Annotated in this window: 28 protein-coding genes and 1 riboswitch; of the genes, 11 read left to right on the forward strand and 17 right to left on the reverse strand. The window is 55.9% G+C overall.

The window, feature by feature from the left end; genetic code table 11:
- Positions 1-28 precede the first annotated feature (28 nt).
- The 6 genes from mtnC to E1H13_RS03170 form a co-directional block, all read right to left on the reverse strand.
- Positions 29-742, reverse strand: a complete 714-nt coding sequence (gene mtnC / locus E1H13_RS03145; protein WP_169611948.1) for an acireductone synthase — start codon at positions 740-742, stop codon at positions 29-31.
- A gap of 248 nt (positions 743-990) precedes the next feature.
- On the reverse strand, positions 991-1,608 hold the full coding sequence (locus tag E1H13_RS03150; protein WP_169611949.1) for a methylthioribulose 1-phosphate dehydratase: 618 nt from the start codon (positions 1,606-1,608) through the stop codon (positions 991-993).
- A 42-nt stretch (positions 1,609-1,650) separates the two neighbouring features.
- Complete coding sequence (locus tag E1H13_RS03155; RefSeq protein WP_169611950.1) at positions 1,651-1,953, reverse strand: hypothetical protein; 303 nt, start codon at positions 1,951-1,953, stop codon at positions 1,651-1,653.
- Between the two features lie 2 nt (positions 1,954-1,955).
- Complete coding sequence (locus E1H13_RS03160) at positions 1,956-2,549, reverse strand: DUF3177 family protein (protein WP_169611951.1); 594 nt, start codon at positions 2,547-2,549, stop codon at positions 1,956-1,958.
- A gap of 51 nt (positions 2,550-2,600) precedes the next feature.
- On the reverse strand, positions 2,601-2,876 hold the full coding sequence (locus tag E1H13_RS03165; protein ID WP_169611952.1) for a hypothetical protein: 276 nt from the start codon (positions 2,874-2,876) through the stop codon (positions 2,601-2,603).
- A gap of 141 nt (positions 2,877-3,017) precedes the next feature.
- A complete protein-coding gene (locus E1H13_RS03170; protein WP_169611953.1) occupies positions 3,018-3,920 on the reverse strand; it encodes an ABC transporter permease in 903 nt (300 codons plus the stop codon).
- A gap of 97 nt (positions 3,921-4,017) precedes the next feature.
- On the opposite strand from E1H13_RS03170, the gene E1H13_RS03175 reads away from it, so the two are divergent.
- Both E1H13_RS03175 and E1H13_RS03180 read left to right on the forward strand, forming a co-directional pair.
- Positions 4,018-4,665 carry a hypothetical protein gene (locus tag E1H13_RS03175; protein ID WP_169611954.1) on the forward strand — a complete coding sequence of 216 codons (648 nt, stop codon included), beginning with the start codon at positions 4,018-4,020 and terminating at the stop codon, positions 4,663-4,665.
- Between the two features lie 79 nt (positions 4,666-4,744).
- Positions 4,745-4,891, forward strand: coding sequence for a hypothetical protein (locus E1H13_RS03180; RefSeq protein ID WP_169611955.1), 147 nt, complete (start codon positions 4,745-4,747; stop codon positions 4,889-4,891).
- Positions 4,892-5,056: 165 nt separating this feature from the next.
- Here E1H13_RS03180 and E1H13_RS03185 read toward each other — a convergent pair whose 3' ends face one another.
- Positions 5,057-6,679: a DUF3370 domain-containing protein gene (locus E1H13_RS03185; RefSeq protein WP_169611956.1), complete on the reverse strand. Its 1,623-nt coding sequence runs from the start codon at positions 6,677-6,679 to the stop codon at positions 5,057-5,059.
- A 193-nt stretch (positions 6,680-6,872) separates the two neighbouring features.
- Positions 6,873-9,728 carry a zinc-dependent metalloprotease gene (locus E1H13_RS03190; RefSeq protein ID WP_206069952.1) on the reverse strand — a complete coding sequence of 952 codons (2,856 nt, stop codon included), beginning with the start codon at positions 9,726-9,728 and terminating at the stop codon, positions 6,873-6,875.
- Between the two features lie 61 nt (positions 9,729-9,789).
- On the opposite strand from E1H13_RS03190, the gene queG reads away from it, so the two are divergent.
- Both queG and E1H13_RS03200 read left to right on the forward strand, forming a co-directional pair.
- Positions 9,790-10,749: a tRNA epoxyqueuosine(34) reductase QueG gene (queG, locus tag E1H13_RS03195; RefSeq protein WP_169611958.1), complete on the forward strand. Its 960-nt coding sequence runs from the start codon at positions 9,790-9,792 to the stop codon at positions 10,747-10,749.
- Positions 10,750-10,837: 88 nt separating this feature from the next.
- A complete protein-coding gene (locus tag E1H13_RS03200; protein WP_347404109.1) occupies positions 10,838-11,722 on the forward strand; it encodes a tetratricopeptide repeat protein in 885 nt (294 codons plus the stop codon).
- Between the two features lie 27 nt (positions 11,723-11,749).
- Here the strand turns inward: E1H13_RS03200 and E1H13_RS03205 are convergent, their stop codons facing one another.
- A complete protein-coding gene (locus tag E1H13_RS03205) occupies positions 11,750-12,706 on the reverse strand; it encodes a DNA polymerase III subunit delta' (protein WP_169611959.1) in 957 nt (318 codons plus the stop codon).
- On the reverse strand, positions 12,682-13,350 hold the full coding sequence (gene tmk / locus E1H13_RS03210) for a dTMP kinase (RefSeq protein WP_169611960.1): 669 nt from the start codon (positions 13,348-13,350) through the stop codon (positions 12,682-12,684). The genes E1H13_RS03205 and tmk overlap by 25 nt, the downstream gene beginning before the upstream one ends.
- A gap of 559 nt (positions 13,351-13,909) precedes the next feature.
- Between tmk and E1H13_RS03215 the strand changes: the two genes are divergently transcribed.
- Positions 13,910-14,134 carry a hypothetical protein gene (locus E1H13_RS03215; protein WP_206069954.1) on the forward strand — a complete coding sequence of 75 codons (225 nt, stop codon included), beginning with the start codon at positions 13,910-13,912 and terminating at the stop codon, positions 14,132-14,134.
- Between the two features lie 220 nt (positions 14,135-14,354).
- Here the strand turns inward: E1H13_RS03215 and E1H13_RS03220 are convergent, their stop codons facing one another.
- Both E1H13_RS03220 and E1H13_RS03225 read right to left on the reverse strand, forming a co-directional pair.
- Positions 14,355-14,813, reverse strand: a complete 459-nt coding sequence (locus tag E1H13_RS03220; protein WP_169611962.1) for an FHA domain-containing protein — start codon at positions 14,811-14,813, stop codon at positions 14,355-14,357.
- Positions 14,814-15,140: 327 nt separating this feature from the next.
- Complete coding sequence (locus E1H13_RS03225; RefSeq protein WP_169611963.1) at positions 15,141-15,719, reverse strand: cyclic nucleotide-binding domain-containing protein; 579 nt, start codon at positions 15,717-15,719, stop codon at positions 15,141-15,143.
- Between the two features lie 110 nt (positions 15,720-15,829).
- Between E1H13_RS03225 and E1H13_RS03230 the strand changes: the two genes are divergently transcribed.
- The 3 genes from E1H13_RS03230 (at position 15,830) to glp (ending at position 18,441) form a co-directional block, all read left to right on the forward strand.
- Complete coding sequence (locus E1H13_RS03230; protein ID WP_169611964.1) at positions 15,830-16,651, forward strand: tetratricopeptide repeat protein; 822 nt, start codon at positions 15,830-15,832, stop codon at positions 16,649-16,651.
- 291 nt (positions 16,652-16,942) lie between these two features.
- Positions 16,943-17,161: a hypothetical protein gene (locus E1H13_RS03235; RefSeq protein WP_169611965.1), complete on the forward strand. Its 219-nt coding sequence runs from the start codon at positions 16,943-16,945 to the stop codon at positions 17,159-17,161.
- 20 nt (positions 17,162-17,181) lie between these two features.
- Positions 17,182-18,441 (forward strand): gephyrin-like molybdotransferase Glp, encoded by a 1,260-nt coding sequence (glp, locus tag E1H13_RS03240; RefSeq protein ID WP_169611966.1) that lies wholly within the window; start codon positions 17,182-17,184, stop codon positions 18,439-18,441.
- 15 nt (positions 18,442-18,456) lie between these two features.
- Here glp and E1H13_RS03245 read toward each other — a convergent pair whose 3' ends face one another.
- Positions 18,457-18,828 (reverse strand): hypothetical protein, encoded by a 372-nt coding sequence (locus E1H13_RS03245; RefSeq protein WP_169611967.1) that lies wholly within the window; start codon positions 18,826-18,828, stop codon positions 18,457-18,459.
- A gap of 196 nt (positions 18,829-19,024) precedes the next feature.
- Between E1H13_RS03245 and E1H13_RS03250 the strand changes: the two genes are divergently transcribed.
- Positions 19,025-19,321, forward strand: a complete 297-nt coding sequence (locus E1H13_RS03250) for a putative quinol monooxygenase (RefSeq protein ID WP_206069956.1) — start codon at positions 19,025-19,027, stop codon at positions 19,319-19,321.
- Here the strand turns inward: E1H13_RS03250 and E1H13_RS26800 are convergent.
- Together E1H13_RS26800 and E1H13_RS03255 are read right to left on the reverse strand one after the other, a co-directional pair.
- On the reverse strand, positions 19,254-19,586 hold the full coding sequence (locus E1H13_RS26800; RefSeq protein WP_206069958.1) for a hypothetical protein: 333 nt from the start codon (positions 19,584-19,586) through the stop codon (positions 19,254-19,256). The two genes, E1H13_RS03250 and E1H13_RS26800, sit on opposite strands and share 68 nt — an antisense overlap.
- A 47-nt stretch (positions 19,587-19,633) precedes the next feature.
- A complete protein-coding gene (locus E1H13_RS03255) occupies positions 19,634-20,446 on the reverse strand; it encodes an A24 family peptidase (RefSeq protein ID WP_169611969.1) in 813 nt (270 codons plus the stop codon).
- 230 nt (positions 20,447-20,676) lie between these two features.
- Between E1H13_RS03255 and E1H13_RS03260 the strand changes: the two genes are divergently transcribed.
- Positions 20,677-21,831, forward strand: coding sequence for a PLP-dependent transferase (locus tag E1H13_RS03260; protein ID WP_169611970.1), 1,155 nt, complete (start codon positions 20,677-20,679; stop codon positions 21,829-21,831).
- A gap of 381 nt (positions 21,832-22,212) precedes the next feature.
- On the opposite strand, the gene E1H13_RS03265 is transcribed toward E1H13_RS03260, so the two are convergent.
- Positions 22,213-24,513, reverse strand: a complete 2,301-nt coding sequence (locus E1H13_RS03265; protein ID WP_169611971.1) for a heavy metal translocating P-type ATPase — start codon at positions 24,511-24,513, stop codon at positions 22,213-22,215.
- Between the two features lie 55 nt (positions 24,514-24,568).
- Positions 24,569-25,378 carry a creatininase family protein gene (locus E1H13_RS03270; RefSeq protein ID WP_169611972.1) on the reverse strand — a complete coding sequence of 270 codons (810 nt, stop codon included), beginning with the start codon at positions 25,376-25,378 and terminating at the stop codon, positions 24,569-24,571.
- A 331-nt stretch (positions 25,379-25,709) separates the two neighbouring features.
- Positions 25,710-25,766, forward strand: a riboswitch (Glutamine riboswitch).
- A 40-nt stretch (positions 25,767-25,806) separates the two neighbouring features.
- Between E1H13_RS03270 and E1H13_RS03275 the strand changes: the two genes are divergently transcribed.
- Complete coding sequence (locus E1H13_RS03275; protein WP_169611973.1) at positions 25,807-25,977, forward strand: DUF4278 domain-containing protein; 171 nt, start codon at positions 25,807-25,809, stop codon at positions 25,975-25,977.
- Positions 25,978-26,061: the final 84 nt, after the last annotated feature.

Genomic DNA, 26,061 nt, shown 5'->3' on the forward strand with positions numbered 1-26,061 from the left:
CGGCACCCAGCACCTATTCAATAACGCCCTAGGCCCCAGCCTGCTGCAAGGGAAGTTGGTCAAACTGCTTCACTACTCGCCGTTCTGGGGCAAAGCCTGGGGTGCCGGGGCGCTGGATAGCACACACCTGCCAGCCCGCCTGTGCAGCGGCATCCAGTTCGCCAGGGTGGTCTGACAGAAACAGCAGTTCCTGGGGGGGAATGGCCAAGGTCCTGGCGATAATGCGGTAGGAATCGGGGTCTAGCTTGGGGCCGGTGGTGGTATCGAAATAGCCCTGCAGGCAAGGGGTAAGGTCACCAGCGGTGGTGTGGGCAAATAGGAGTTTTTGGGCCGCAATAGACCCCGATGAGTAGATGTAAATCGGGATGCTTTGCTGATGCCAACGGCTTAAGTAGTCGGCGGCATCGTCATAGATGTGGCTGGTGTAAGCCCCAGTGCGGTAGCCCTCTGCCCAGATGATGCCTTGCAGGGTTTTCAGGGGAGTGACTTTTTGATCGGCTTTGGCCCAGGAGAGCAATTGGGCGATCGCATCGTCTAGCCCCAAATCAGGCTCCCCTACTTCATCCCGGACCTGGGCTAAAATGTCTTGCCCTGCTTTGGTTTCAGCAATTTGCCCCATCACCGCTGCAATCCGGGCTGTGGCATAGGGAAACAGGACGTTTTTGACAAAAGCGATATCGCTGGTGGTGCCCTCAATATCGCAAACAATAGCTTGAATTGGGTGGCGATCGAATAGCAGCATAGGACAGAAGGCAGAAGGCAAAAGGCAGAAGGCAAAAGGCAGAAGGCAAAAGGCAGAAAATGAATTCCCTGTCTTCCAAGGGTTCTAGTGTCAATAGGCTATGTGGGTTATGTCGGTTCTAATGTTCAGTCAAAACAATGACGGGAGATGTGATTTAGGGTTCATGGTAAGCGGTTTAAGGCGAGCTGTGTACCGTAGACCGTGCACCGCAGACCCTGTTGCCCCATCACTTCTAGCTTGACAGACCCCTAGGGCAGCCGTGTCTCCCGCAGGGCGCAGCTGACGAGTACCTCCAGGGCTTCCGTGGCGATCAGCGCCTGGGCAACCGTTGCCCCCCAGCTATACAGGCCATGGCCAGCAATCATATAGCCGACTGGGTAGGGCACATGGGCTAACTGGGTTAACACCTCATCCGCCAGAGCGGGCATATCTTGGCTGTTGGCCACAATTGGAATCACTACCTCCATGGCATGACTGGTAATGCCTGGAAAGGCCTTCAGTAGCTCGTAATTCGTCAGTATCAGGCTATCTTGGCCCTGCCTCTGGTACCAGCGGGACAGGGCAACACACTCCACAGAGTGGGTATGGAGGACCGCCCCTACCGCTGGGAACTGTTGGTACAACCTCGTGTGCAGTTGGGTTTCAGCCGAGGAACGCTGTCCAGGGGTAAGCGGTTGCCCCGCTCCATCAACCACCATAATGTCATCGGTGGTGAGGCGTCCCTTAGGTCGGCCTGACCGGGTAATGGCCACCTGGTTGTCGGCTAACCGGGCTGAATAGTTGCCACTGGTGGCTGGGGCCCACCCCTGGCTGGACAAGAATCGCCCGGCGTCGACTAGGGCCTGGGCTAAGGTTGGAAAGTCCATCGCGATCGCCTACCGTTGCGTAAAGCCAGACACTGCATCGAATCAAACACCAGCATTGTCCAGGAAGGTGAGCATTTGTGACCACGATAGCCCCTGATGTAAGTAGCGAGGGCTCTCAGGGGTATAGGGGCCAGCCAAAATATCCACCGCCTGAATAGCCGCCGTCGCTGGCAGTACTGGTACGTCTGGATCGAAGGCTGTGGGGCGCACCAGGGAACTTGAGAACCCCTTGAAGATCAACACCTGATCCATCTCGCCCTCGACCAGGGCCTGCACCAACAGCACCACCTGGGGATGTTTGAGGCTGTATTGTTCTAACCGATAGCCGGGGGTCGTGGTTGACATGGTTAATTCATGGCTTGGCGGCCTTGCTTACCCAGGCGCACAAACACAAACCAGGCCAGTGACGCCACATAGATCACCAGACCGACAATGCCAAAAAAGCCCAGAAATCCATAGGTGTACCCGGCATGGAAATATTCCCGGTACAACAACGGTGGATCGAGCCACAGTTGACAGTCAGCGGCCGCAAAGCGTGTGGCCGAAAACGCACAGGGCAAAAACGGCAGCAAGATGGCTGCCCCCAGAATGTTGTAAATGGTGACAGCCCAGCGCCACGAATTAAAGCTGAGCTTCAGCACTGAGTCAGGTTGTTCACGAATTTCTTCATTAAGGTCAAGCCAAAACCAGAGGCCAATGGGAATCAACACCCGCGCCATCAGGGCGGCCAAAAAACTAATGTTAAACCCGCCAATCATCAGATAAACCGTGATCATCAGCAGACTGGCCACCTTCCAGTAAATGGTCAGCAAATGTTGGACCGCTTCGTTTTTTTGGACAAAGGCCCAAATCAGCAGCACCAGCGGCAAAAGCACCGTAAACAAAACCGCTAACCGATAGTCTGTCCAGACTAAGGAACGCAGGAAAGCAGGGTCAACCATTAGAGAACGACGAATTTACAGCAAACCACACTACAGATTAACACTTGGATCTCAACTCTCTAATATTTGCTGGCGAATCTGATCCACATAGGCCGTACTGGTCCGCAAGTCCCAACCGGTGACGCGGCGCACCTGCTTAATCGCCTCAATGGTCTTCCCCTCTGCTAACCGCTCTTTGACCTGACGAGCTAGTTCTGGCGGCGGCGAGGGTAACGGGGAGCGCCCCGGACTGGATCGGCGGCCCAGTTGGCGCTGTAGTCGCTGGGTCAGCCAAAACCCCAGACCACAGGCTACTACGGCTGATACTAAAAATAGAATCTTGCTCATGACCTGTTCCTGCGCCGCTGCTCACTCTCCCCAATGTAGCCCCAATGTAGCCATAGATCTGGCTGTAACCCGTCAGTCCCGATGACCCGACAACGGACGCGATCGCGGCAAAACCAGAGATAAACGTTGATCTGGCACAGGCTACCGCCAGTTATGCCGTCGTTGTAAAGGGTTCATCAGTTCATTCAACCCTTCACCCACCAGGGATAATCCAGTCACCATCAGGGTAAGGGCCAGCCCAGGGAATAGGGCCGTCCACCAAATGCCCGTGGGTAGAGCATCTAACGCCTGGCGAATATCAGCCCCCCATTCAGGCACCTGTTCGGGTAAACCCAACCCCAGAAAACCCAGCCCCCCCAGCACCAAAATGGCATCGGCCGCATTCAGGGTAAACAGCACAGGCACACTTTGAATTACATTCAAAAACAGGTAGCGGCTGAGAACAGTCCAGGTATCGGCCCCCATCGCCTGGGCCGCTTCGATGTAGAGTTCGGTTTTGATGCTGACCGTGTGGTTGCGCACCACCCGATAATATTGAGGGATGTAGGCAATGCTGAGGGCGATCGCGGCATTTAGCACCCCCCGCCCCACTACAAAAGCCAGGGTCACCGATAGCAGTAACCCGGGTAGCGTATAGATGGTGTCCATAAAAAACAACAGCGCCCGATCAAGCCAGCCCCCCAGGTAGCCACTGACCATGCCCAGGGGGACGCCGATGATCACGCTCATCAGGGTGGCTAAAATCACCACCTGCCAGGCAGCTCGACTGCCAAACAAGGTGCGAGAAAACACATCGTAGCCCTGGCGGGTGGTGCCAAACCAATGCGCTGCTGAAGGCGGTTGGTGAATCGGGTTTTGCAGGGCTGTAATTGGGTTTTGCAAGAGTCCCCAGGTTTGTAGGGTGGGAGATAACAGGGCGATCGCCACAAACCCCAGGGTAATTACCAGGCCAATACCCATCAGCAGTACCGACACATTCGCCCCCTGGCGGGAGATCACAGCTCGAAACAGGAGGGGAAAGCGCTGGCGAGGAGTTGTGGCCATGGGCAACCAGAAACGATGGGCATTGAGCCCTCATTATGCCAGAGCCCCGAGAGCTCCTTGGCATAATAGAAGAAAGACTCTTGGGGAGAAGCACACTATGGCAGCTCAAAATTTGGCGGTTTCAGGGCCAGATGCAGCGGCTGACCAGGCCGCTGTGACTCTGGCTCAGGCGGCTGGAGAGGGTAGTCGTCCCCCTGGTCATACTGTGCTCGCGGCGCTGCTAGCTCTAGAGCGACAAACCAAGCAGCAGCATCAAATCTTTTCGGGAGAGGCACTTTTAGGCACCTGGCGACTGCAATTTACAGCCCCTAAAAAACCTGCCTATAAAGCAGGGGAGCCTGTGGGAAAAGGATTTTATCTGCCTCGGTTAGCGGTGGCCACCATTGCCTTTGGCCGAGAGGCCGACAATACAGGCGACCTGACAGTACAAAATCAGTTGCGGGTGGGGCCGCTGAAGCTACGGTTCACAGGACCGGCGAAATGGCAGTCTAAAAAGAACTTGCTGGCCTTTGACTTTGCGCGGCTCCAGGTTTTTCTGGGACGCCTTAAGGTGCTAAATCTAGCCCTGGGCAGTGGCCAAGCTCAGGCCGAAACGTTTTCCCAAACCCCCATCGGTAAGTTACCCTTCTTTGCTTTTTTTGCCGTTACTTCAGACTACATGGCCGCCCGAGGACGAGGCGGCGGGTTGGCCCTCTGGGTTAAGGAGAACCATGGTTCAGAGACTCCGACATTGAGCCACACCTAAGCCAACAGTCAGTCCAAAGGCCGAGATCCCCTGTCCTTTATTTCTTTCTTTCAGTTCGCCGAGCTCCCTATCACGAGCGATGAAGCTCCCGCCATTTAATGGAGCCTATTTACTGACCTTACAGGGAGACAACCAGGCGATGATGCAGGCGGCATCTACCCTAGACAGATGGGGCATGCGCGACTGGGGTATCTATGACATGAGCAATGATGGGCTCAGTAGGTGAGGTAATGGCCCTATCCAATAGGGGGCGCTTATTCGGATTTAGTATTACCCGTAGACAACGCCAGATCTTACGCTGGCCGTGATGTGGCCTGGACATCCTGTTTCCCAGGGACTGTTAGATGCAGCTCTGGGAAATAGTCTATGGGCGAACTCTACTGAGCAAAAGCTACAAATCGCGGCTTAGGGCAGGCGATTGATCGCGTTCTTCAACTTCGGCTTCAAACACCTCTGGGATGCCGCCATTCAGCACAGTGACCACCTGGGGCGGGGTAGCGTCAGGGGGATAGATAAAGTCCAACTCTAAATCTTGGCGAGCTTCGGCTGGAATTTTGAGCTGTAGCAAGGGGTCTCCCTCTTGCCCCCGGCGCTGCACCAGATGCACATAATGGGTGCGCTCTAGCCCCAGATGGTTCTTGAACTTCATGCGCACGGTGCCCCGAAAGAAAACTCGGTTCTCGGGGGGGCGACGAAACCGCAGTCCATTAGTCAATTGTTCGTCACCCATGGGGGTTTGAAATTTAACCGTGATGGTCTGATCTTCCCCCCGGTTGTTGTAGAGTGGCAGCTTGAGGCTATAGCGAATGCCATAATTCCCATGGGCCCGGTAGGCCGTGTCAGGGTAGCGGGCCAGCATCGGGGCACTCTGAATTTGGCCGGTACCAAAGGTATTGCGGTCAACCGAGCTAATCACATAGGAAAAGGCATTACCTGGGGCGGGAATGGTGAGCACATCACTGTCAGCATTGTCAGTTAAGATGCTACGCCAGGTTGACCCCTTAGCCACCCCGGCTACCCGGCCATAGTAAAACCGACCAAATCGATAGGTTTCTGGGTTAGAGGGGGGGATATCCCGAGGCCCAGCCAGTTGGCCTTCTTTTAGCACCCGCAACCAGTCCCGCAGAGTAGGCACCCGTTCGTTGCCGTTGGGCATGGTATCAGCATATTTGGCTAGGCTGGCCACATGCACCGGCCCGTTGCTGGTCAGGTACATCATGGCTGTCCGGCCGTTGCTAGGCAACTCCCCCTGGGGAACCGGTCGGGGAACAGCTTGATCACCATTGTCACCAATGTTGATTTGAGCTTGGGCGGCGGTCAGGGTGGCTGGCCGCTGGGAAGGCTTGGGAATAGCTTCCCCCTGGGGATGACTGCCGTTGACGGGTACCGTTAACTGCCGTAAGGGAATTGGAGTGTTCATCAACAAATGAACATGCCCTGGGGGAATGGTGACACTTTTTGGCCAGTGATCCTGACTGGCTCCCCGCAGCATATCAGTGGTGGTGCGGCTGCCAGGCCCGGCATAGACATTACCGTTGGTACTGAGGCGAGCCGCTGGCAAATCCCGGAACGGGGCTTCTTGACTTAAATAGGTCACCCCTTGGTGTACAGCCACCTCTACCGGCTCATCCCCTGGGTTGTAGAGCACGACCCCCAGGAACAACGTACGCCGGTCGTTGGGGTTGGTACCCCGGGCAATGTGGTGGGCAAAAATATCAAACCGCCCATTAAAGGCGTAATTCAAGTGGGCATCGGGGTGACTCATGCCGTCTTTGGGAAACGTAGACAGCAAAACCCCTTCCCGTTGGACCACCTCCGGGCTGTTGCTGTTAAACACGGGGATGTCATCTAATGCGCCGGGTAGAGGCCGTACATCCTGGTAACGAATCACTTCGGCGTAGGCATCATCCCGAGGAATGACGACAGTTTTGGTCTCGGTGGGCTCTGTTATTTCTCCCTGGGGTAGTTGAGCAAAAAGGGGGGAAACGGTTAAAGCAACTAGAGCACTCAGCATGGATAACCTGTGGAAACACCAAAACACCAGCAATTTAGTTTGCCCAGCTGGGTATAAACCTTGCGTGGTAGACGAGAACCCTTATGGTAATGACATCTCGGTGAGATTGACCCGATCTACAATACCATCTTGATGCCTAAGGTGTTTCACAACACCTGGGGGAAAATCACGAAATCTTTATAGGAGAGGACTTCTATTGCCGAATTAGGGGAGCATTCAGTACAGCGGTGATGCGATCGCTGACATCCTCGAGATAAGCCTGGGTGGTGACATCTAACCGCTGACCATGGCGCCTCAAGTAGTTGGCAACAGCCCCTTGTAGTTGGCGCAAGTGGTAGCGAGCCAGGAGCCGGGCATCTTCGGGGGCCCCATAGGTGGTATCGATCGCGATCGCCTCAAGTAAGCTCGGGGCATTGGCCGCAGCATCGGGGTTGCGTAAAAACAGGCTGGTCAAAATGTTCAAGTGGTGGCGCTGCAAGCCACGGCGCAGGCTAGACATCGGGGTCGGATCTGGCCCTGGGGTCAGCACTTCGGCCCAGATGGTCTGGCTGAGGGTGTCAAACAACTCGGCTAGGGTGAAAGGTTCGGCCTCAATGGTGCGCAGTTCGGCATCTCGCAGGCGAATCAGACGCTCCCCGTAGAGCACGTCACTCAGGGCGATCGCCTGCACAAACAAAATCCGATTATAGATCGGGTAGTCCAGGGGATAAACGGTTAGCGGTTTACCCCAGTGCCACCAGCGATCGGGCGCTAGCAAATTCAGAAACTCTGGCGAGAATTGCAGGGCATCAGCAGCAAACACCTCTGCCCGTAGCGTCTCCAGAGCGCGACGCTGCTCTGTTCCTGATAGGGGCTCAAAGGGTCGTTGGCCCCGAGAGGCCCAGGGATCGGTGCGGTTAAATCGCTGCCCACCAATGTAGTTAGAAATGGTCATCGCCTGGTGCAAATAGTATTCAAACACCAGGTCCACCCGGCGGCGCAGTTGGCCATAGCTTTCCCCAGGGTTGAGCGAAAACCAGTTAAGTCTGTCCCAAATGGCATGGGCGTTAGCCAGTTGGCCTTGGGCGTAGCCCAGGGGGTCACTGCTCAGATCCCAGGCGGCGGCTTTGGGGTCAATAAAGTCCCAGATATCTTCGTCGGCGGCATAGGCCAGATCAGAACCACCGGATCGGGCTGCAATCTGTTGTAGCTGCCGCTGAGCCGTCCCTGGGCCACTCACGGGTTTATACCCATACTCAATCGCCCACCGGTCGTAGGGGCCTAGGGTGGTGGGGAAATAGTCCCCTTGGGGCTGGCCGGGAAGGGCTAGGTTCGGGGGCAGATAGTCCATCACCGAGCTGACCATACCCATGGTACGGGTCTTATCTACGTCATTGAGGTGGTCGGGGGCCAGTAGGGTGCTACCTAGAAAGTTGTGTCGCAGTCCTAAAACATGGCCGATTTCGTGGGCCGTCAGCGATCGCAAAAACTGTTGAATATACTTCTCCCGAGCCGCCTGGGTCTCAAAGGGAGGCGCCAGGGTATTCAGCGCCAGAGCCCCAAAGGCCATTTGTTGAGACGCCTTAAACCCGGCACAATAGTCCACCTGGTTGGCTAACATACCGGGGGGACTCGCAGCGGCGGGGTCACCGCCTAACCGCTGAATCAGGCGACCCTCTAAGGGATGACCGCACAACTGCAACATCGCCGTTTCAGCCTCAGAACCCAGGATCGCCTCAAAAGTGCGGTATTGCTGGTTCAGGTAGCCAATCACACCGGCATCCAACACCACATCGGCATCCAGAATTTCCCCGGTAAGGGGGTTGACGCGGGAGGGACCCAGGCCCAAAATACCTGAGAAAAACGAGTCAGACCAGCGAACCACGTTATAGCGCACATCCGCCGGATCCCAGTCAGCATTGGCAGGCATTTGCCGCACCTGAACAGCATCCTTAAACCCAGCCTGCTCAAAGGCGATGTTCCACAACTCAATGCCCTCGCGAATCACCCCCCGATACTGGTCCGGCACAGTATTTTCAATCCAAAAGACAATCGGTTGCTTGACTGGGGAGATGGCGGCGCTCGGGTCTTGCTTTTCTAAATGCCAGCGGTGGATATAGCGTACAAACGGGTCAGAGGTTTGTTGCCGCACGGGTGCCCGGTAGGCGGTAATAAAATAGCCCACCCGCTCATCGGCGGCCCGGGGCTGATAGGCAGGGTTATTAGGCAACGGCGATAGACTATACCGCACCCGCAGGCTAAATCCCCGCGCATCTGGGAGCGTCGTCAATCCCCGAAAAAATAGCGCCATGGCGCCACCGCCACCGCCGCCGCCGCTATAGCCCAGCACTGTTTCCAGTTCCAGGTTGTTGGGAAAAGCCTTGATCTCCCCTAAGTAAGACGCTTCAGGGTTCAGGGAGTAGCCGCCCAACGCCCAAGAGAAAGCTGCCGTCAGGTTAGCGGGGTCGCGGTCAATTAAGAAGTTCCCTAGATCAATGAGCATTTCCCCGGTGTCGGGATGGATGCTGATCACGTTGAGCACAAACAGCATTGAGTCGCTAAAGGACTCTTGCAGCAATTGGCGGTCTTGGGGCCGACTGTGGGGATGGCGGAAATAGACATTGGGCACCACCACGTGCAGCTTGTTATCGGGGGCCTGGCGAAATTGAATCATCAAATCGTTGATCGGCCAGCCCCGAAACAGTCCGGCCTCCCCCAGTCCCGATTCCAGGGTGGCAATCAACAGCAAATTTTGGTTGAGCTGCTGGGGTTTGATCCCCAATAGCGCTCGGGGTCGCTCGGGATCGCGGTATAGGTTGAAGTATCCCTCCGAGACCTCTAAATCTTTAACCACCTCGTCAAAGGGCTTGAGGGTGGCACCATTAGCCGCGTTTCCCTGGGTCTGGGGCGGTTCTGACTCATCGGGGGGCGACTCTGTCATGGGTGGGGTTTGACCAATCCTGACCCCGGGCTCTGTCGCCTGAACCAGGGCATCTGGCTGTAGGGCCAGCCACAAGCTGACAACTAGCCCGATCAATACAAGCAACCCGAGTCGAATGCGCTGTCTCAAAACTGCTGCCCTTCCTATATTCAGATAGGCTACCCATAGTGTTGTCATACTCTAGCGCCTTATGCCGCCTTCTTCCCTAACTCGCCAGGCCATTGTCGATCAAGCCCTACATCTGGGATTTCACTTGGTGGGGGTGGCGGCGGTGGACGATGCCCCTGATGGCGCTGAACAAGCGGCGACAGATCATCTACAACGCTGGCTTGCCCAGGGGTATCAGGCGGATATGGGCTGGATGGAAACCCCTAAACGGCAGGATATTCGACAGGTGCTGCCGGGGGCGCGATCGCTGATTTGTGTGGCCCTCAACTACTACACCCCCCATCCCCATTCCCAGGACAGCCGCCACGGCAAAATTTCCCGCTATGCCTGGGGGCGCGACTATCATCGGATTTTGCATAAGCGGCTGAAGGCGCTAAGCCAGTGGATTGAGCAGCAGGCGTCGGGCGACGTGGCGGCTCGTTACTATGCGGATACTGGCCCGGTGCAGGATAAGTTTTGGGCCCAGCGGGCGGGGCTGGGCTGGGTGGCAAAGAATGGCAATTTAATCACCCGACAATACGGGTCTTGGGTGTTTTTAGGGGAAATCGTCACCACCTTAGCGCTACCCGCTGACCGGCCCCATACCGCCCACTGCGGCACCTGCACCCGTTGCCTGGAGGCTTGCCCCACTGGGGCCATTACCCAGCCCTACGTGGTGGATGCTAACCGCTGTATTGCCTATCACACCATTGAAAATCGGGCTGAACGCCTGCCTGATGCGATCGCGTCCCACTTGCATAACTGGGTGGCGGGGTGTGATATTTGCCAGGATGTGTGCCCCTGGAATCAGCGCTTTGCCCAACCTACGACGATTGAGGCCTTTCACCCCTACCCCGACAATCAAGCCCCGGCCTTAGCTGAGTTAGCCGCCCTATCAGAGACTGATTGGGATCAACGGTTTCGAGCGTCAGCCCTGCGGCGGATTAAGCCCGCCATGTGGCGACGCAATGCGCAGGCGGCCCAGAGTTCCCATTCCCCATGAAGATGGTCTAAGCTGGCTTCAGGCTAGGTCAACCCCTGGTAGACATCTGTTTCAAATTCCTGTTTCAATTTACTGAGTTAAAACTGCTGTGCTAAAACGGATTTCCCTACTCCCCCTTTGTGCCGCGCTGGGTTTGATGGGTACGGCTACTCCAGCCCTGTCCCAGGCCTTGACCCCCTATGTCCTGCCCCTTGACTATGACCTGATGGCTGAGCAAGGGCTGTTTTTAGCCAGTGAAGCTCAGCAGTTGGCGGAATTCCGCCAATTTAACCAAGCACTGGCCCTGGCCCAGTTGGCCGCCCAGTTGGCCCCTGATAATGGTCAAGTGTTGGCGCTACTAGGGAGCCTATACCTGCAAACAGGCGAGGTGGAACAGGCCATTCCCCTGCTGGAACAGGCCGATACAATCCTTTCTGATGAGCCTCGGGTGCTGTTTGCCTTGGGGTCGGCCTATTTACAACAACAAGATTACCGTCGGGCTGCCTCTTATCTAGAGCAGGGATTGGCCCTAGATGCCGACAATGCCAATGCCCTGTTTGACTTGGGCAATGTCTACTTTTTGCTAGATCGCTATGGAGACGCGATCGCCAGCTATGAAAAGTCTGTGGCGGTCGAGCCTGAGTTTTGGCCATCGGTCAACAACATTGGTCTGGTGTTGTATGAACAGGGGCAGGCAGACCAAGCCATACAACACTGGCGAGATAGTCTGGAGTTAGCTCCCGAAGAACCTGAGCCCAAGCTGGCAATTGCCGTGGCTTTATATAACCGAGAGAACTGCAACATACCGGCCGTACGCACTACCACCCGGGCCTGCCAAGAGGCGATTAGCCTGGGGGTAGAAGCCCTGGAGCAGGACAGTCGCTATAGTGAAATTGACTTTTTGCAGTTCAACCTCTGGGGCGATCGCCTGATTGACTCTACTCAACGCTTTTTTGAAGTGCCTGACATTCGGCAATTGCTAGCTGAACTATAGGCACAGCCCTTACCCCAGACACAGCCCCTAAACCCCTTGGCTACTGGTCCAGAGTGCCATCATCGTCACCTCCCACACCAGCCGAGGTTGGACGAAACGACGCAGGTACTGTTTAGCCTGCTCTAGATGGGGCAACCAGGCACCGCTGTGCTGGGGATAGGTTTGCCAGTACCACTGCTGTAGATAATCCAGCAGCCACAGCTGAGCTTCAGTGTCAAGGGCTTTCGTCACTTGGCGGCCCCGTTCCAGGGCTTCCCTTAGGTTGTGGGGCAGGGTATGGAGCGACCCGAGCAAATCGGCGGGAATAGCTTGTAATTGTTGATAAGCGGCGATCGCGGTACCAGGACTACCCTGGGCCAAAGCCAGCACCTGGGGTTGGCTCAACACCTGCCCCTGCCCTAGCTGCTCCAGCACCCTGGTCATGTCTGTAATGTTGAGACGTAAAAATGGAATGGTTTGACACCGCGACACCAGCGTTGGCAGCAGAGCCTGAGCCCCTGGGGCTAATAGGATGAGGGTGGCCTGCCCCGGCTCTTCCAGGGTTTTCAGCAAGCCATTGGCCGCCGCCTCGGCCATGGTTTCCGCCGCCTCGACCACGACCACAGCCTGGGGAGCTTCCAGGGGAGGGCGGCTAAGGAACTGGGCAATCTGACGAATTTGTTCTAGCCGAATTTGGGGTGGGCTTTTGCGCTTGAGCGCTTGAGCCTGGGAGACAGGCACCAGTCGCCCCTGGTGTAGATAGGTGGGTTCAACCCACAGCAGATCAGGGTGGTTGCGCTGGTGAATGCGCCGCCGCAGATACGGGTCAGATGCGGTGCCTCGGGTCAACAAGATTTCCGTAAAGCGCTCAGCGCCCAGCCGTCGTCCCACCCCCTCTGGCCCAGCAAATAAATAAGCTGGGGCCACCCGCTGCTGCTGTACCGCTCGGCACAACAGCGCTATGGCGGTCTGTTGCCCCACTAGGTCTGCAAACGGTTCGGCCATGGCTGGAGATGTTGTTCAACGACGGTAAAAATGGCGGCGGTCACAGCCGCAGGAGGGTGAGCGGCATCAATCGGCACAATCCGCTCTGGGTGCTGCTGGGCCAAGGTTTCAAACCCCAGTTGCACCCGCTGGTGAAAGGCTAAATCGGCCTGCTCGATGCGATCGTTATCCCCCCGCTGACGGGTGCGGGATAGGCCCATGGCGACATCCAATTGCAACCACAGGGTGAGATCAGGGGTTAACCCGCCTGTGGCCACCTGGTTCAGCAGCTGAATTAAGGCCAAGTCTAGCCCGCGCCCATAGCCCTGGTAGGCCACCGTGGAGTCAATAAAGCGATCGCAGAGCACCCAGTGCCCCGCCGCTAGGGCAGGTCGAATCACCTCTTCCACGTGCTGGGCGCGATCGGCGGCATACAGTAGCAGTTCGGTGGGGCTGGCCATGGCTCGCCCCAGCAATAGCTGCCGTAATTCTCCACCAAGGAGGGTTCCACCGGGTTCACGGGTGGTGATTATTGGCACACCCTCGGGGTACCCTGGGGTGGTTATCCTCCCCTCTGGCGCTGTCAACTGTTTGGCCAATGCCTGAAGTTGGGTCGATTTGCCACAGCCCTCTACCCCCTCAAAGACAATCAATTTGCCCTGCATAGCTCACCGCTAAGGTTGTCCTAATTACCCTACCAGGCCATGGGGTAGAGCCCGAGGCTCTTGGGGAAAAGCCACCTGATACTATAGGAAAGCAGGTTGTTCCAGACCATGCTGTAGGGAACCCCCCTCAGCCGGTATCGTCTTAATGTAAACGTGCAGCTAGTGTGAAACCACCGACCACCGGATTGACATTGGCTCAATCAAGGCTAGTTAGCTGCTGATGAGGCCTAGTTACGATGAAAGATGAATTGTGGTCAAAGCTGAATAAAGTCTATGACCAACTTTGCTGTTACAGATCTTTGCTTTATATTGAGTGGAACTGTGGTAACAGCTTTTGGCAACGTAGCTAAAGTGCTGTGGCAGGCTTTAAGGTCGTTCACACATAATTCCAAGGGTCTCTTTCAACCCTTGGCTTATTAGAGGGCTAGCCTTGACGAAAGGTTGTGTAGTCTCAGTAGAGGGTTTTATGGCTCGTTATACTAATCTCCTGACTGTTCCTAAAACGCCACCCAGTTTGAGAGATTCAATTATCAGTTCTCTCAAGTCCTGTGGTCTAAACATGGTTTACGAGACTGGCGACTATTTAGTGGCCAAGGAAATTCCTGGTCAAGTTTCCCTGGCTCAGCTCACAACCATTGAAGTATTAATTAATCCGCCCTCTGGCTCCCTGGGTCCTGCCAAAGTCAACTTGGTGGTCAAAAACGAAGAACTGCCCTTGAGGCAAAAGAACCACTGCCAGCAAGTGTTTGAGACAGTCAACCAGGCTCTGGTTGCACTGGCTTAGTCCGCGCTAGCAGCAATCCCCACCTATTTGACACAGTAGCAGCCCTGCGCCACCGGGAGTTCCTACCTTATCCGATACCAAGCTAACGGATTCAGCCATGACTCCATCGCCATGATACTATCAGGGCTGAATACTCAGTGGATGCAGGGCTTTGAGGACTTTCTTTCGTGGGGTGTTGCCCCCGCAGGAGGCAATGGCCAGCGCCTTTTACCGCCCTGTCCTAGGGGTCATAATCTTCCGACAAATCCTGACTCTCACCTTCTTCGCCCTCTTCAATCATATTGGGGCTAATCAGGGTAATGTCAAATTCATCGGGGGGTAAGGTTGACTGACTGTCCCGCTTGAGTTGGTAGTAAATGGCGCGAGCTTGGGGACCAAAGACGATCTCGTCCTCATTTTTAAGATCGTGGGCCTGTAGCTTGCGCCCATTGATTAACATGCCGTTGGCGCTAGGCTTACCTTTGAGGTTGCCATCTACAATGCGGTAATAAAACGTGTCGTCGTCCTTAGGAAGCTGGACTAACGTGGCATGATGTCGCGATACAAACTGGGACGACAACCGAATATCACATTTTGGATCCCTACCAATGGAGTATACGGATCCATCCAGGACGATTTCTCGGCGACCTTTACTGTCTTCAACGATCAGGATGTTACTTAACTTGGTATGTAGTGGCATGCTTGAAACTTAGCAAACATTGGCATTGCATGAGCTAAATAGCCCAGGCAGGGCAAATTGACCCAACCTAGCCCTAAGCTCTGAATTAAGGGAGTCGTGGCTGAAGTCTACCCAAGAAACCGGGAGACGTTAGCCACCTAACCCGCTAAGGACGCACAAAGGAACGCACAATGCTAGATGCCTAGAATGGTGAATCACTATCCTGAGGCTAGATCGAACCTAAACTAGCTTGAACACTGAAGCATCGAGAACACACCCTAGTTTACCTCTACTTGCGGATGGCCGCCGTAAGTTAGTAGAAACCTTACGGTACCCCTTGCTGCCAAGCTATTCCGTAGCTTCGTTATCTAAATCTTCCCAAGGGCTAGCCCTAATATGACGCAGGCGTTTTAACATCCAATCAAACCGAATACTACCCATTGAGAGCATATCGTTCATCTCATCGAGGCCGCTGATATCGGCATTGATGGCCACAGGTCGCCAATGTTCCCCTTGTAGATGTTTAACGGTACTGCGCAACCGGCTAGAGAGTAAGATGGCCAAAGCTCGGTAAAATCGAGAGGCAAACCAAATATCTTGGATTAGCTTTTGACGCACCTGGACACAGGGAACCGCTAGCACAATGGTGGGTTCTAGGGCTGATACAGTGGCGGAGGCAGGTTGGCCATCCACAAAAGACATTTCGCCAACCACCTCGCCGCTAGCGAGTTGGGCAATGGGTTGCTCATCAAGGGCGAACACCGACACCTGTAAGCTACCATCCAAAATCAGATAGATCGCCTCGCAGGGTTTGCCTTCGTGAATCAGGACATCACCGGGAGCCAGCTCCCGGCGCAAACCAGCGGAAATCAACCAATCCACATCCTCGTCTTCCAATACCCCTAAAATAAATACCACCCGCTTCATAAGCCTTTGCTCTCACCGTAAGTGACTGATGCCGCGTTAACCTCTGCACTTTTACATTGTATGTCTTGTTTATTAATCCCTTAGGAGGCTACCTTGTGGGCAAATCGATTATGGTCACTCAAGCTGAGTTTGAAGCAGCGGTTCTGATGCCGTCATTCCAGCATCCAGTGTTAGTGGATTTTTATGCGACTTGGTGTGGCCCTTGTCAGATCCTGAAACCCATGCTCGAAAATTTAGCCAAAGAGTATGACTTTATCCTAGCCAAGGTGGATATTGATCAAAATTCAGACCTGGCTAATACCTATGGTGTAGAAGGGGTACCCGATGTCCGGATCGTATCCCAAGGCCAGGTTCAGGAAGGGTTTGTAGGGGTGCTGCCAGAGGCCCAAATTCGGGAGATGTTAGCTAAGCTGGGACTACAATCTAAGCTCGAACAAGCGTTAGCCACTTTTGCCACGATTCGTGCAACCCAGGAAGGTGCCAAGATCCAAACCGCGTTGACCGCCTTATTAACCCAGTATCCCGAAACCCCCCAGGTGCTGCTGTTGGCCGCACAGATCTATGTCCAACGGGGTGAGGTTGATGTGGCTGGCCAATACTTAGACTTAATTTCATCTACCGATCGCGGCATCGCTAGCCAGGGGGATGGTCTACGGGAACTGCTGGCCTTGAGCGCTGCGATCGCCGCACCGATCGACAACCCTGATGTCGATACCCCTGATATTGAGCAGATGTTTCGAGGGGGCTGTCAGGCCGCCCTGGCAGGTAGCTACGAATTGGCCCTAGAGCAGTTCTTAAGGGTCGCAAAGCGCGATCGCCAATACCGTCGAGATGGTGGCCGCAAAGCCATGGTGACCGTCTTTAAAGTGCTGGGAGACGATCATCCCCTGACGGTCACCTACCGTAAACAGCTGATGCAAACGCTTTATTAACAGGACACAAGAAGGGGGTAATGAAAGGGACGCAGGGCCTACGGCGTCAGGTCTCAGGGTAGTCCTCTCAACGATAACTAAACCAGATCCAAGTCCAGACCTGGAGTTCTGCCTGTGGAAAAACTCCAGATCTCGAGTTGGACTTGGTATAAAATCTGAAAAATTTTCGGAAGGAAAGGTTTGGTTATCAAAGTGACAGCTATCCTAGAAGTAGCTGTATAGATTGTGGCTATCCTGACAGGTTAACCCCTGATTGTGATCGGTGTTTCGTTTGCACTGAAGCTTTTTGTCATGGCATTGCTGGCGCGGTTGCTGCAATTTTTGCGATTTTTGGAAGGACTGCTGAGCTTCCTTGATTTTTTGGCGACGCCGCCTGGGGTAGTAGCAGTGGCGGGTCTGTCACTGTATGGTGTGTTGCTGAGCTTGGGTTTGGACGCCGCAACCGCAGCAACAATGGCTGGTTCCGTAGCTCTGGGGCTAAGCTGCATTATCACTCGCCCCAACTTTTAGCAGTCACGGGTTTGTTCCATATGCTGTCTGTCCTAGACGCCGAAGCCAAGATCCTTGATTTAGCAACTCTACCCCAGGCGTCTGAGCAGATCGAAAGGCTCGATCTACACCTTGCCCAGGGGCGGGTGTTGGCTGAGACGGTGGTCAGTCCGCTGGATGTGCCCCACTGGGATAATTCAGCCATGGATGGCTATGCGGTGCGCTACGCCGACGTTCAAGCCGCCACCGCTGGTCCATCGGCGACACTGACGGTGATCGAAACCATTCCGGCGGGGCAATCCCCTACCCAGGCCGTGGGGCCAGGTCAGGCGGCCCGTATTTTCACCGGGTCGATGATGCCGATGGGGGCTGATACGGTGGTCATGCAGGAAATGACCGAACGTCAAGCCGCCCAGGTGAGGATTCTGGAGACACCGGAACCCGGGCAGTTTGTTCGCCGCCAGGGCAGCTTTTATCAGGCGGGGCATCCCCTCCTATTCCCGGGGATTAGCCTGAATGGGCCAGAAATAGCAGTTTTGGCCTCGGCTCAGTACGCTCAAGTGCGGGTTTACCGCCAGCCCCGGGTGGCTATTTTATCCACTGGCAACGAACTGGTGCAGCCTGGTACCCCTTTGCAACCGGGACAACTGGTGGACTCAAACCAGTATGCCCTGGCTGCCCTGGTGCATCGAGCCGGAGGCATCCCCATGCCCCTGGGGATTATTCCAGACCAGCCCCAGGTTCTGCGAGACGCGATCGCCACAGCCCTATCTCAAGCCGACCTGATCCTCTCCTCTGGAGGGGTGTCGGTGGGCGATTACGATTATGTCGATCAAATTTTGGCTGACCTGGGGGCCACCCTGCATATTCGGGCTGTGGCAGTCAAGCCAGGCAAGCCCCTGACTGTAGCGACCTTTCCATCGGGGACGGCGGGGGCGACCTCCCTGTACTTTGGCCTGCCAGGGAACCCGGTATCGGCCCTGGTTTGTTTTTGGCGGTTTGTGGAACCGGCCCTGCGTAAGCAGTCGGGGTTGGGGCAGGGTTGGGCTCCAGGGTTTGTGCCAGCCACCACCAGTCAGCCCCTGCGGGCGGGCGGGCGCCGTGAAACCTATGTGTGGGGGCACCTGAGGATGACACCCCAGGGATATTCCTTTGAGCAGGCTGGGGGTAGCCATAGCTCGGGTAATTTAGTCAATCTGGCCGGCACTAATGGTTTGGCGGTGGTGCCGGTGGGGACCACCCTCATTCCAGCCCACGAGCCAGTACAGGTGATGATGGTGGGCGATCTGAGGTCGGCTTAACGGGGTAGGGGCCCGCTATGGCTGACTGGTCTGGGCGATCGCACAGGCAAAATCCATCGCCGCCCTATTCAGCGGATCGGGGTCTACGGGCTGCCACTGGGCACTACCCACAGGACCATCAAAGACCACATCCCGAAACCGTCGCCCCTGGCAGTCGTACTCGGTCAGATAGGTGGTGCGCTGGGGGCTGCCAGCACGGCGGTCCACATAGTAGCTGCTGACCTGCACCTGTCCTGGCCCCAGGACAGTGATGGAGTCCACATCTACAAACTGCTGTTGTTGTCCCTGGCTGGCCTCAGCTACAGGAATCCAGGTGGCGGCCAAGACGATCGTAGGGTGGCCTAAAAGCACGATCGCCCCCAGCCAAACGACGCCGAATACCCACATCCCTCGAGTCCGCCAATAGTGCTGCAAGCTGTTGAGTCCTATGGCTATGGCTACAGTTAGATTCTATACAACCTTGGGAAAGTGGGGAGATGAGAGGATGGGGAGGTGGGGAAATAGCTGAGGGAGCCAAATATGGGCTATGGTTGCCTCAGGCCCAATCCCCCAGGCCATTCCCCCTCAAGAGGATAGACCAACCATGACTGGCGTGGTGCGCACCATTGGAAAAGTGATCGCTAAACCAGGCAAAGCCGATGCCCTGAAGTCCCTCCTGATGGAGGTGGCCGAACTGGCCCGCGAGAACCCAGGCTGTTTGCGGTTTGAGCTGCTGCAGGGCCACGCCAACCCTGGTGAATTCGTTACCCTGGGAACCTGGCAAGATGATGCGGCGTTTCAGTCTCACTTTCGCTCGGGGTACATTGACGAGTTCATGCGCGAAATTCCTGACCTGGTGGATCATCCCCCAGATATTCAGTGGTATTCCCTGGTGATGTAAGCGCCAGTGGATCGTAAACGCCAGCCAGGGTCAATAGAGGAGAGGCAAACAAAAGCAATACTGTACTTTCGAGCCGGTGTCCTTGAGCACGTTGGTATAGATAGCGGCGGCGTAGGTCGCTCAGGCCTACGCTTTCGCTTTCGCTCAGACTGGGCAGGTCCCTGTGCCATTCTGCAAAAAACGACTCATCTTCTGTACGGCTCAGGTGCAAGCGATGCTCGGCCTCAGCCAGGGTGGTCATAGCCTCGGTTATAACAATGGCCATGGGGACTACTCACTGCGATGTACTGTTTATTGTAGATGGGTCCAGAATTACAGCGTCGGGAAAAACACAGCACGGTAGGCCCCAATCAGGGCTTCTCCCCAGAACATGGCGATCACCGCCCCGATCGCTAAAAAGGGGCCAAAGGGCATAGGCTGGCGACGGCTAATCAGCTGTAGGGCCATGGCCCCACCTCCCACCAGGGCTCCCACCACACAGGCTAAAAAGCCGCTGAGCAGTACCCCCTGCCACCCCAGCCAGGCCCCCAACATCGCCGCTAATTTGGCATCGCCGCCCCCCATGGCCGTCTGCCCCAGGGCGGCGGAGGCAAACAGGGTGATCAGGTCAAACAGCCAGATGCCCAAGACGGCCCCAAAAATTCCCCCCATCAGTCCTTGGATAGCGTTGGTCCAAGCGCCCGTTTGCAGCAGCGGCAGGGCAAACTGCATCCCTAACCCCAACACCAGCCCCGACTGGGTCAAGGCATTGGGCAGGGTCAGGGTATCGAGGTCAATAAACGCCAGGGCTATCAGCCAACTCAACAGGACCCAGTAGCTTACCGTCAGCCACGACAGACCAAACAGCCCAAAGGTGGCCAGAAACAGCCCGCCAGTAAAGGCTTCAATCAGGGGATAGCGAATGGCGATCGGGGCTCGGCAGTAGCGGCAGCGACCCCGCAACCAGAGCCAGCCCAGCACCGGTACATTGTCGTAGGGGCGCAGGCGGGTGTGGCAGTGGGGACAGCGGGAGGGGGGATGCAGCAGCGACAGCCCCGCTGGCAGCCGATAGATCACCACGTTTAAGAAGCTGCCCACGGCAGCCCCAAAGAGAAAGACGAGGGCAGATGTAATCAGGGTGTCCATGGGCATAGGGGAGAAGGGGTGGGGTTAGGGTACCCAACTGGCGACAAAAGGACGGGGTTAGTACAGAAAGGCAGACAGGAAATCCCGCTCTATGCAAAAGTTTGCGCTGACGAAAATAGATAGATTATTTCTGTCTCAGAGTATTAGGGGGGCGATCGCGGCAGACAAGCAGACCATAGTTAGCCAAAATCGCCCCTACAATCAGGGGCATGTCGCTTTTCCACCATTCTATGTCCCCTGATGCCTCTTCCTTTTTGCCCGAAACCCAGGCCATTCACAGCGGCAGAGGCATCGACCCTGCCACGGGTGCTCTAACGCCCCCGATCTACCTCTCCACCACCTTTGAGCGCGGTGAAGATGGGACTTACCCCAGCGGTTATATCTATGGTCGTAGCGGTAACCCCAACCGCAACGCCCTGGCAGCGGCCCTAGCCACCCTAGAACAGGGCACCGCTGCTGCCGTCTTTGGTTCTGGGTCCGCTGCCACCTTTACCCTGCTACAAGCTTTGACCCCAAGAGATCATGTGATTGCCCCCCGCAATGTTTACTTTGGGGTGCAGGAGATGCTGGCTAAAATCTTTGCCCCCTGGGGTTTGCTTTACACCCTGGTGGATACCACTGACCTGGCGGCCCTGGCGGCGGCCCTCCGCTCCAACACTCGGCTGATCTTGATTGAAACCCCTTCAAACCCCCAGCTGGCCATTACTGATATTGGGGCCGTAGCCACATTAGCCCACCAAGCGGGGGCCTACCTGGCCTGTGACAACACCATTCCCTCGCCGGTGCTGCAAACCCCTCTTAGCCTGGGAGCTGACGTTGTGATCCATGCCACCACTAAATACCTGGCTGGGCACAGCGATGTCATCGGCGGGGCCGTGGTCACCAAAACGGCCAATCCCCTCTTTGACCAACTGCGGTTGATTCAAACCATGGGTGGAGCCATTCCATCCCCGTTTGACTGCTGGCTGACCTTGCGGGGGCTACAAACCTTGCCGCTGCGGGTACGAGCCCAGTCCCAAACGGCGCTAACCTTAGCCCAGTGGCTGGCCCAGCATCCGGCGGTAGAGCGGGTACTCTATCCGGGGTTACCAGAGCACGATGGCCATGGGATCGCGCAACAGCAAATGCAGGGCTATGGTGGTCTGCTGTCCATCTTGGTGAAAGGAGACCAGGACGCGGCGTTGGCGGTCACCACCAGAACTCAACTGTTTACCCGCGCCACCAGCTTCGGCGGCCCCCACAGTACCATCGAACATCGGGCCTCGATCGAAGCCCCTGGCTCCGAGACCCCGGCCAACCTGCTGCGCCTTTCCGTTGGGCTAGAGCATGTAGAGGATTTAATCGCTGATTTGGATCGAGCTTTGGGGGGAAAGAACGAAAAATGAAAAACGAAAAACGAAAAACGAAGATGGAAGATGGAAGACTGAGCCGAGGGGTGGCGTTTATGGTAGAGACAGCCCACCCACCTGCTGACACTGAAACCCTTGTGAGACAGGGAATTTATTTTCTGCCTTCTGCCTTCTCCTAAGAAACAAAACCTAATCGATGCCAAAACACCCTGATTGTCGCCAAACTGGAAACAGTTTTGTTTCTTCCACTTTGTGCTCGCCCCAGCGGGGTTAGTGGGAAGCTGCCTTCTCCTAAGAAACAAAACCTAATCGATGCCAAAACACCCTGATTGTCGCCAAACTGGAAACAGTTTTGTTTCTTCCACTTTGTGCTCACCCCAGCGGGGTCAGTGGGAAGCTGCCTTCTGCCTTTCCATCCTAAGACGACAGCTTAAACCGCTTTAACCGCAGGGCATTAGTCACCACCGACACCGAGCTAAAGGCCATGGCGGCCCCAGCCACGATCGGGTTCAGCAGCAGCCCCAGCCAGGGATACAGCACCCCCGCGGCCACTGGAATGCCAATGGTGTTGTAGATAAAGGCGAAGAACAGGTTCTGGCGAATGTTGCCCATGGTGGCCCGGCTCAGTTGAATGGCAGCAACAATGCCCTGTAGATCACCAGACACCAGGGTAATGTCGCTGGCGGCCATGGCAATGTCGGTGCCCGTGCCAATGGCAATGCCCACATCGGACTGGGCCAGGGCCGGAGCATCGTTAATCCCATCGCCTACCATGGCCACAAACTTACCCTGCATCTGGAGCGCCTTGATTTCCTCGGCTTTGCGATCGGGCCGCACCCCAGCAATCACCTGTTGGATGCCGGCTTGATCGGCGATCGCCCTAGCGGTTTGAGCGTTATCTCCAGTCAGCATCATCACCTCTAGGCCCATCCGTTGGAGCCGTTGCACTGCCGCTGTGGATGAGGGCTTCAAGGCATCGGCAATACCAAAAACCGCTGCCACCTGGCCATCAATCGCCATCCAGGCCGTGGTTTTAGCCTGCTGCGCCCAAGCTTCAGCGGTTTTCGCCAGGGGCGACAGATCGATCCCCTGCTCCTGCAGCCAGCGACCAGTGCCAACCCGAATAGTCCGAACCGGCCCGGAAGGGCCATCGCTCACCTGGCCTTCCACTCCAGCCCCAACTACCGCCTGAAACTGGTTCACCACAATCGATTCTAAGACTTTAGCCCCAATCCCCTGGCGATGGGCATAGGCCACCACCGCTTCCCCCAGGGGGTGCTCCGAATGTTGCTCCACCGCTGCCGCCAGCTTGAGTAGCTCCAGTTCCCTGGCGGTACCTTGGACAGTGCAGTAGTCAGACACAGCTGGCTTTCCTGCGGTTAGGGTGCCGGTCTTGTCTAACACCAAGGTAGTAATTTTGTGGGCATTTTCTAGGCTTTCGGCATCTTTAATCAGAATGCCGTTTTCTGCCCCCTTGCCAGTCCCCACCATGATCGAGGTAGGCGTCGCCAACCCCAGGGCACAGGGACAGGCAATAATTAGCACACTAATGGTGGTAAACAGGGCCATGACCAGATTACCGGTCAGGGTCAACCACAGGATGAACGTCACCCCGGCTACAGCCATCACCACCGGCACAAACCAGCCAGTAACTCGGTCCGCCAACTGCTGAATCGGGGCTTTTGAACCTTGGGCCTGCTGCACCAGCTGCACAATCTGAGCCAGTACCGTGTCGCGCCCGACCCGCTCGGCCTTAAACGTAAACTGTCCGGTTTTATTCAGGGTTGCCCCAATCACCTCGTCCCCTGGGCCTTTGGTCACCGGCAGGGGCTCTCCAGAAATCATCGACTCGTCCACTACCGACTCCCCGGCGAGCACCACCCCGTCCACTGGCACCTTCTCGCCGGGGCGCACCACCACCGTATCCCCCACCAGCACCTGCTCTAGGGGAATATCCATGGTTTCCCCATGACGCCGCACCCGAGCGGTCTTGACCTGAAGGCCAATCAACTTGCGAATGGCTTCTGAGGTTTGGCCCCGGGCCCGACTTTCCAGCAGTCGCCCTAGCATCACCAGGGTAATCACCACGGCAGATACTTCGTAATACACGTCGGGTTCTAGTCCCTGATCGGTCAGAATGGCTGGAAACACCGTCACCACCAGGGAATACACAAAGGCCGCTCCAGTTCCCATGGCCACCAGGGTATTCATATCGGCTCGCCGATGGCGGGCTGCCTGCCAAGCCCCGACAAAAAACGACTGACCACACCACACCATGACGGGAATGGTCAGCACCAGCTGCATCCAGGGGTTATGGAGCACCGGAGGGATGCCAGGAATGTGATGACGGCCTAGCATCATAGGGGTGTGGCCAATCACCAGCAAAGTACTACACACCACCCCTAAAACCACCCGATAGGAGAGCTGCCGCTGGTGCCGCTGTCGCTGCCGTTGTTCAGCCTCCACTTGGTCATCCATCTGGGCGTCCTCCTGGAGGGGAGTGGCCCCATAGCCAGCAGCCATTACCGCCTGCTGAATCGTGGTGATATCCGTCCTTTCGGGATCAAAGTGGACGGTGGCCTGTTCTGCCGCAAAGTTGACGGTACAGGTTTCCACTCCGTCAACGCCGCGAATACTCTTTTCCACCGCCCCAGCACAGGCGGCACAGCTCATGCCCGTCAGCTGCACTTGTTGTGTGGCCAGTTGTTGCGTTGCCATAGCTGCTCTCGACGATAGATGTAGCCTAGGCTAACTTCTCCAGTCGCCTGGAGAGTCAAGGGCCAGCTGTGCGAGGCTGACGAAAGCGATAAATATCTTCAAGGGTTCTGACCCAGCCGACCACCAGGGAATCCAGCAGTTGCTGGCCCTTGGCGGGGGTGGCCAGGGTGGGATCACCCAAAACACCACTGGCACTCAAATCCCTTGTCACCCAGGCAAAGGGCAAGGCTCCTTCCATGGTCAACCAACTATCGGTGGGTAGGTCTTGGGGAAACTCTGCCTGACACCGATCCTGGCGGACCTGATCGGGCATAATCACCTGCATCAGGCTAGTTTCGGCATCGCCAGCATGGATCCCCAATTCCAGTTCGTGGGGGGTTAATAATTCTCCGGCACAGTTGGGCACCGCCCAGACAAACAGCGGAAATACCATTAAGTCTGGATAGGTTTGGTGTAAGTCCCGGGCCGCAATGTCTAGCACCTGGGGCTGGCCGCCGTGGGCATTCAGCAGCACTAGCTTGCGGAACCCAGCTCGGTAGAGGCTTTCTGCCACGTCATGGATCACCCGCAGCAGGGTTTCGGCGGACAGGGTAATGGTACCCGGGAAATGCCAGTGCTCGTTAGATTTACCGTAGTACAGGGGCGGCAGGCTATAGGCGGGCACTTCAGGATCCAATTGGGCCAGAGCTTTTCCTAGGACAGTAGTGCTGATAGCGCTGTCGACGATCAGAGGCAAATGGGGGCCATGCTGCTCGATCGCCCCCATCGGCTGCACAATCACCACGTCCTGCTTGTGGGCCATGGCCTCGATTTCGGTCCAAGTCAGGTAGGGAAAGTAGCGATGGGAAGGGATAGGAGCGTGCATAGGAGTGGTGTTGGGTGTCGGGTATCAGCATCCCCTCCTGGGAGGGACAGGGGTGGGGTACTCGGGGGTCAGCTCATGGGTGTACCGTCAGGCGATAAGTTTGCTAGGGCATAAGCATAGTTAGAGAGACTTAATTATTTATAGGTTATGTATAGTCTGCGTTACGGCTGCCCCTAACAGCACCCTACGACACAGTTTATTGATGCTTACCTATTATTTTTTATGTCTTAAACCGTAAACGGTTACCCGTAATTTGGGCCAGGGTTCAGAAAACACTGACATTTAGCCTTGACAGACTTTGGGGAAACAGTAACAATGAATACAGAAACAAATCGTTCATCTCTCCTGTGAGAGACGGAAGTAGGGGAAGATCCCGAAGGAACGCGCCTCTGTTCTTACACACCTTCACCATTAAGGAGAGGCGGATTATGTCCCTGAAGTATCGCGGCGTTGATTACGAAGCTACCAATCCTCAAGTAGCTGTATCCGAAGAAGTGATTGGTCGCTATCGTGGCGCTCAAGTTAGCCGCCATGTGCCTAAGCAAGTTAAGGTTCAGCACCCCCAAGGTCTAAAGTATCGGGGTGCAGTGGTGCGGTAAGCCACGCTTACGATTTTGATGTTTGCCCGGTTTAGCTGACATCACTGATTCATCAAGCATCCCTGCGGGGGTGCTTTTTTTTGC

This window comes from Nodosilinea sp. P-1105, from assembly GCF_012911975.1.
Taxonomy (GTDB): Bacteria; Cyanobacteriota; Cyanobacteriia; order Phormidesmidales; family Phormidesmidaceae; genus Nodosilinea.

Coding starts and splice junctions, on each gene's coding strand:
- mtnC (WP_169611948.1), bottom strand. CDS start 742: ATGCTGCTATTCGATCGCCACCCAATTCAAGCTATTGTTTGCGATATT.
- E1H13_RS03150 (WP_169611949.1), bottom strand. CDS start 1,608: ATGGACTTTCCAACCTTAGCCCAGGCCCTAGTCGACGCCGGGCGATTC.
- E1H13_RS03155 (WP_169611950.1), bottom strand. CDS start 1,953: ATGTCAACCACGACCCCCGGCTATCGGTTAGAACAATACAGCCTCAAA.
- E1H13_RS03160 (WP_169611951.1), bottom strand. CDS start 2,549: ATGGTTGACCCTGCTTTCCTGCGTTCCTTAGTCTGGACAGACTATCGG.
- E1H13_RS03165 (WP_169611952.1), bottom strand. CDS start 2,876: ATGAGCAAGATTCTATTTTTAGTATCAGCCGTAGTAGCCTGTGGTCTG.
- E1H13_RS03170 (WP_169611953.1), bottom strand. CDS start 3,920: ATGGCCACAACTCCTCGCCAGCGCTTTCCCCTCCTGTTTCGAGCTGTG.
- E1H13_RS03175 (WP_169611954.1), top strand. CDS start 4,018: ATGGCAGCTCAAAATTTGGCGGTTTCAGGGCCAGATGCAGCGGCTGAC.
- E1H13_RS03180 (WP_169611955.1), top strand. CDS start 4,745: ATGAAGCTCCCGCCATTTAATGGAGCCTATTTACTGACCTTACAGGGA.
- E1H13_RS03185 (WP_169611956.1), bottom strand. CDS start 6,679: ATGCTGAGTGCTCTAGTTGCTTTAACCGTTTCCCCCCTTTTTGCTCAA.
- queG (WP_169611958.1), top strand. CDS start 9,790: ATGCCGCCTTCTTCCCTAACTCGCCAGGCCATTGTCGATCAAGCCCTA.
- E1H13_RS03205 (WP_169611959.1), bottom strand. CDS start 12,706: ATGGCCGAACCGTTTGCAGACCTAGTGGGGCAACAGACCGCCATAGCG.
- tmk (WP_169611960.1), bottom strand. CDS start 13,350: ATGCAGGGCAAATTGATTGTCTTTGAGGGGGTAGAGGGCTGTGGCAAA.
- E1H13_RS03215 (WP_206069954.1), top strand. CDS start 13,910: ATGGTTTACGAGACTGGCGACTATTTAGTGGCCAAGGAAATTCCTGGT.
- E1H13_RS03220 (WP_169611962.1), bottom strand. CDS start 14,813: ATGCCACTACATACCAAGTTAAGTAACATCCTGATCGTTGAAGACAGT.
- E1H13_RS03225 (WP_169611963.1), bottom strand. CDS start 15,719: ATGAAGCGGGTGGTATTTATTTTAGGGGTATTGGAAGACGAGGATGTG.
- E1H13_RS03230 (WP_169611964.1), top strand. CDS start 15,830: ATGGTCACTCAAGCTGAGTTTGAAGCAGCGGTTCTGATGCCGTCATTC.
- E1H13_RS03235 (WP_169611965.1), top strand. CDS start 16,943: ATGGCATTGCTGGCGCGGTTGCTGCAATTTTTGCGATTTTTGGAAGGA.
- glp (WP_169611966.1), top strand. CDS start 17,182: ATGCTGTCTGTCCTAGACGCCGAAGCCAAGATCCTTGATTTAGCAACT.
- E1H13_RS03245 (WP_169611967.1), bottom strand. CDS start 18,828: ATGTGGGTATTCGGCGTCGTTTGGCTGGGGGCGATCGTGCTTTTAGGC.
- E1H13_RS03250 (WP_206069956.1), top strand. CDS start 19,025: ATGACTGGCGTGGTGCGCACCATTGGAAAAGTGATCGCTAAACCAGGC.
- E1H13_RS26800 (WP_206069958.1), bottom strand. CDS start 19,586: ATGGCCATTGTTATAACCGAGGCTATGACCACCCTGGCTGAGGCCGAG.
- E1H13_RS03255 (WP_169611969.1), bottom strand. CDS start 20,446: ATGGACACCCTGATTACATCTGCCCTCGTCTTTCTCTTTGGGGCTGCC.
- E1H13_RS03260 (WP_169611970.1), top strand. CDS start 20,677: ATGTCCCCTGATGCCTCTTCCTTTTTGCCCGAAACCCAGGCCATTCAC.
- E1H13_RS03265 (WP_169611971.1), bottom strand. CDS start 24,513: ATGGCAACGCAACAACTGGCCACACAACAAGTGCAGCTGACGGGCATG.
- E1H13_RS03270 (WP_169611972.1), bottom strand. CDS start 25,378: ATGCACGCTCCTATCCCTTCCCATCGCTACTTTCCCTACCTGACTTGG.
- E1H13_RS03275 (WP_169611973.1), top strand. CDS start 25,807: ATGTCCCTGAAGTATCGCGGCGTTGATTACGAAGCTACCAATCCTCAA.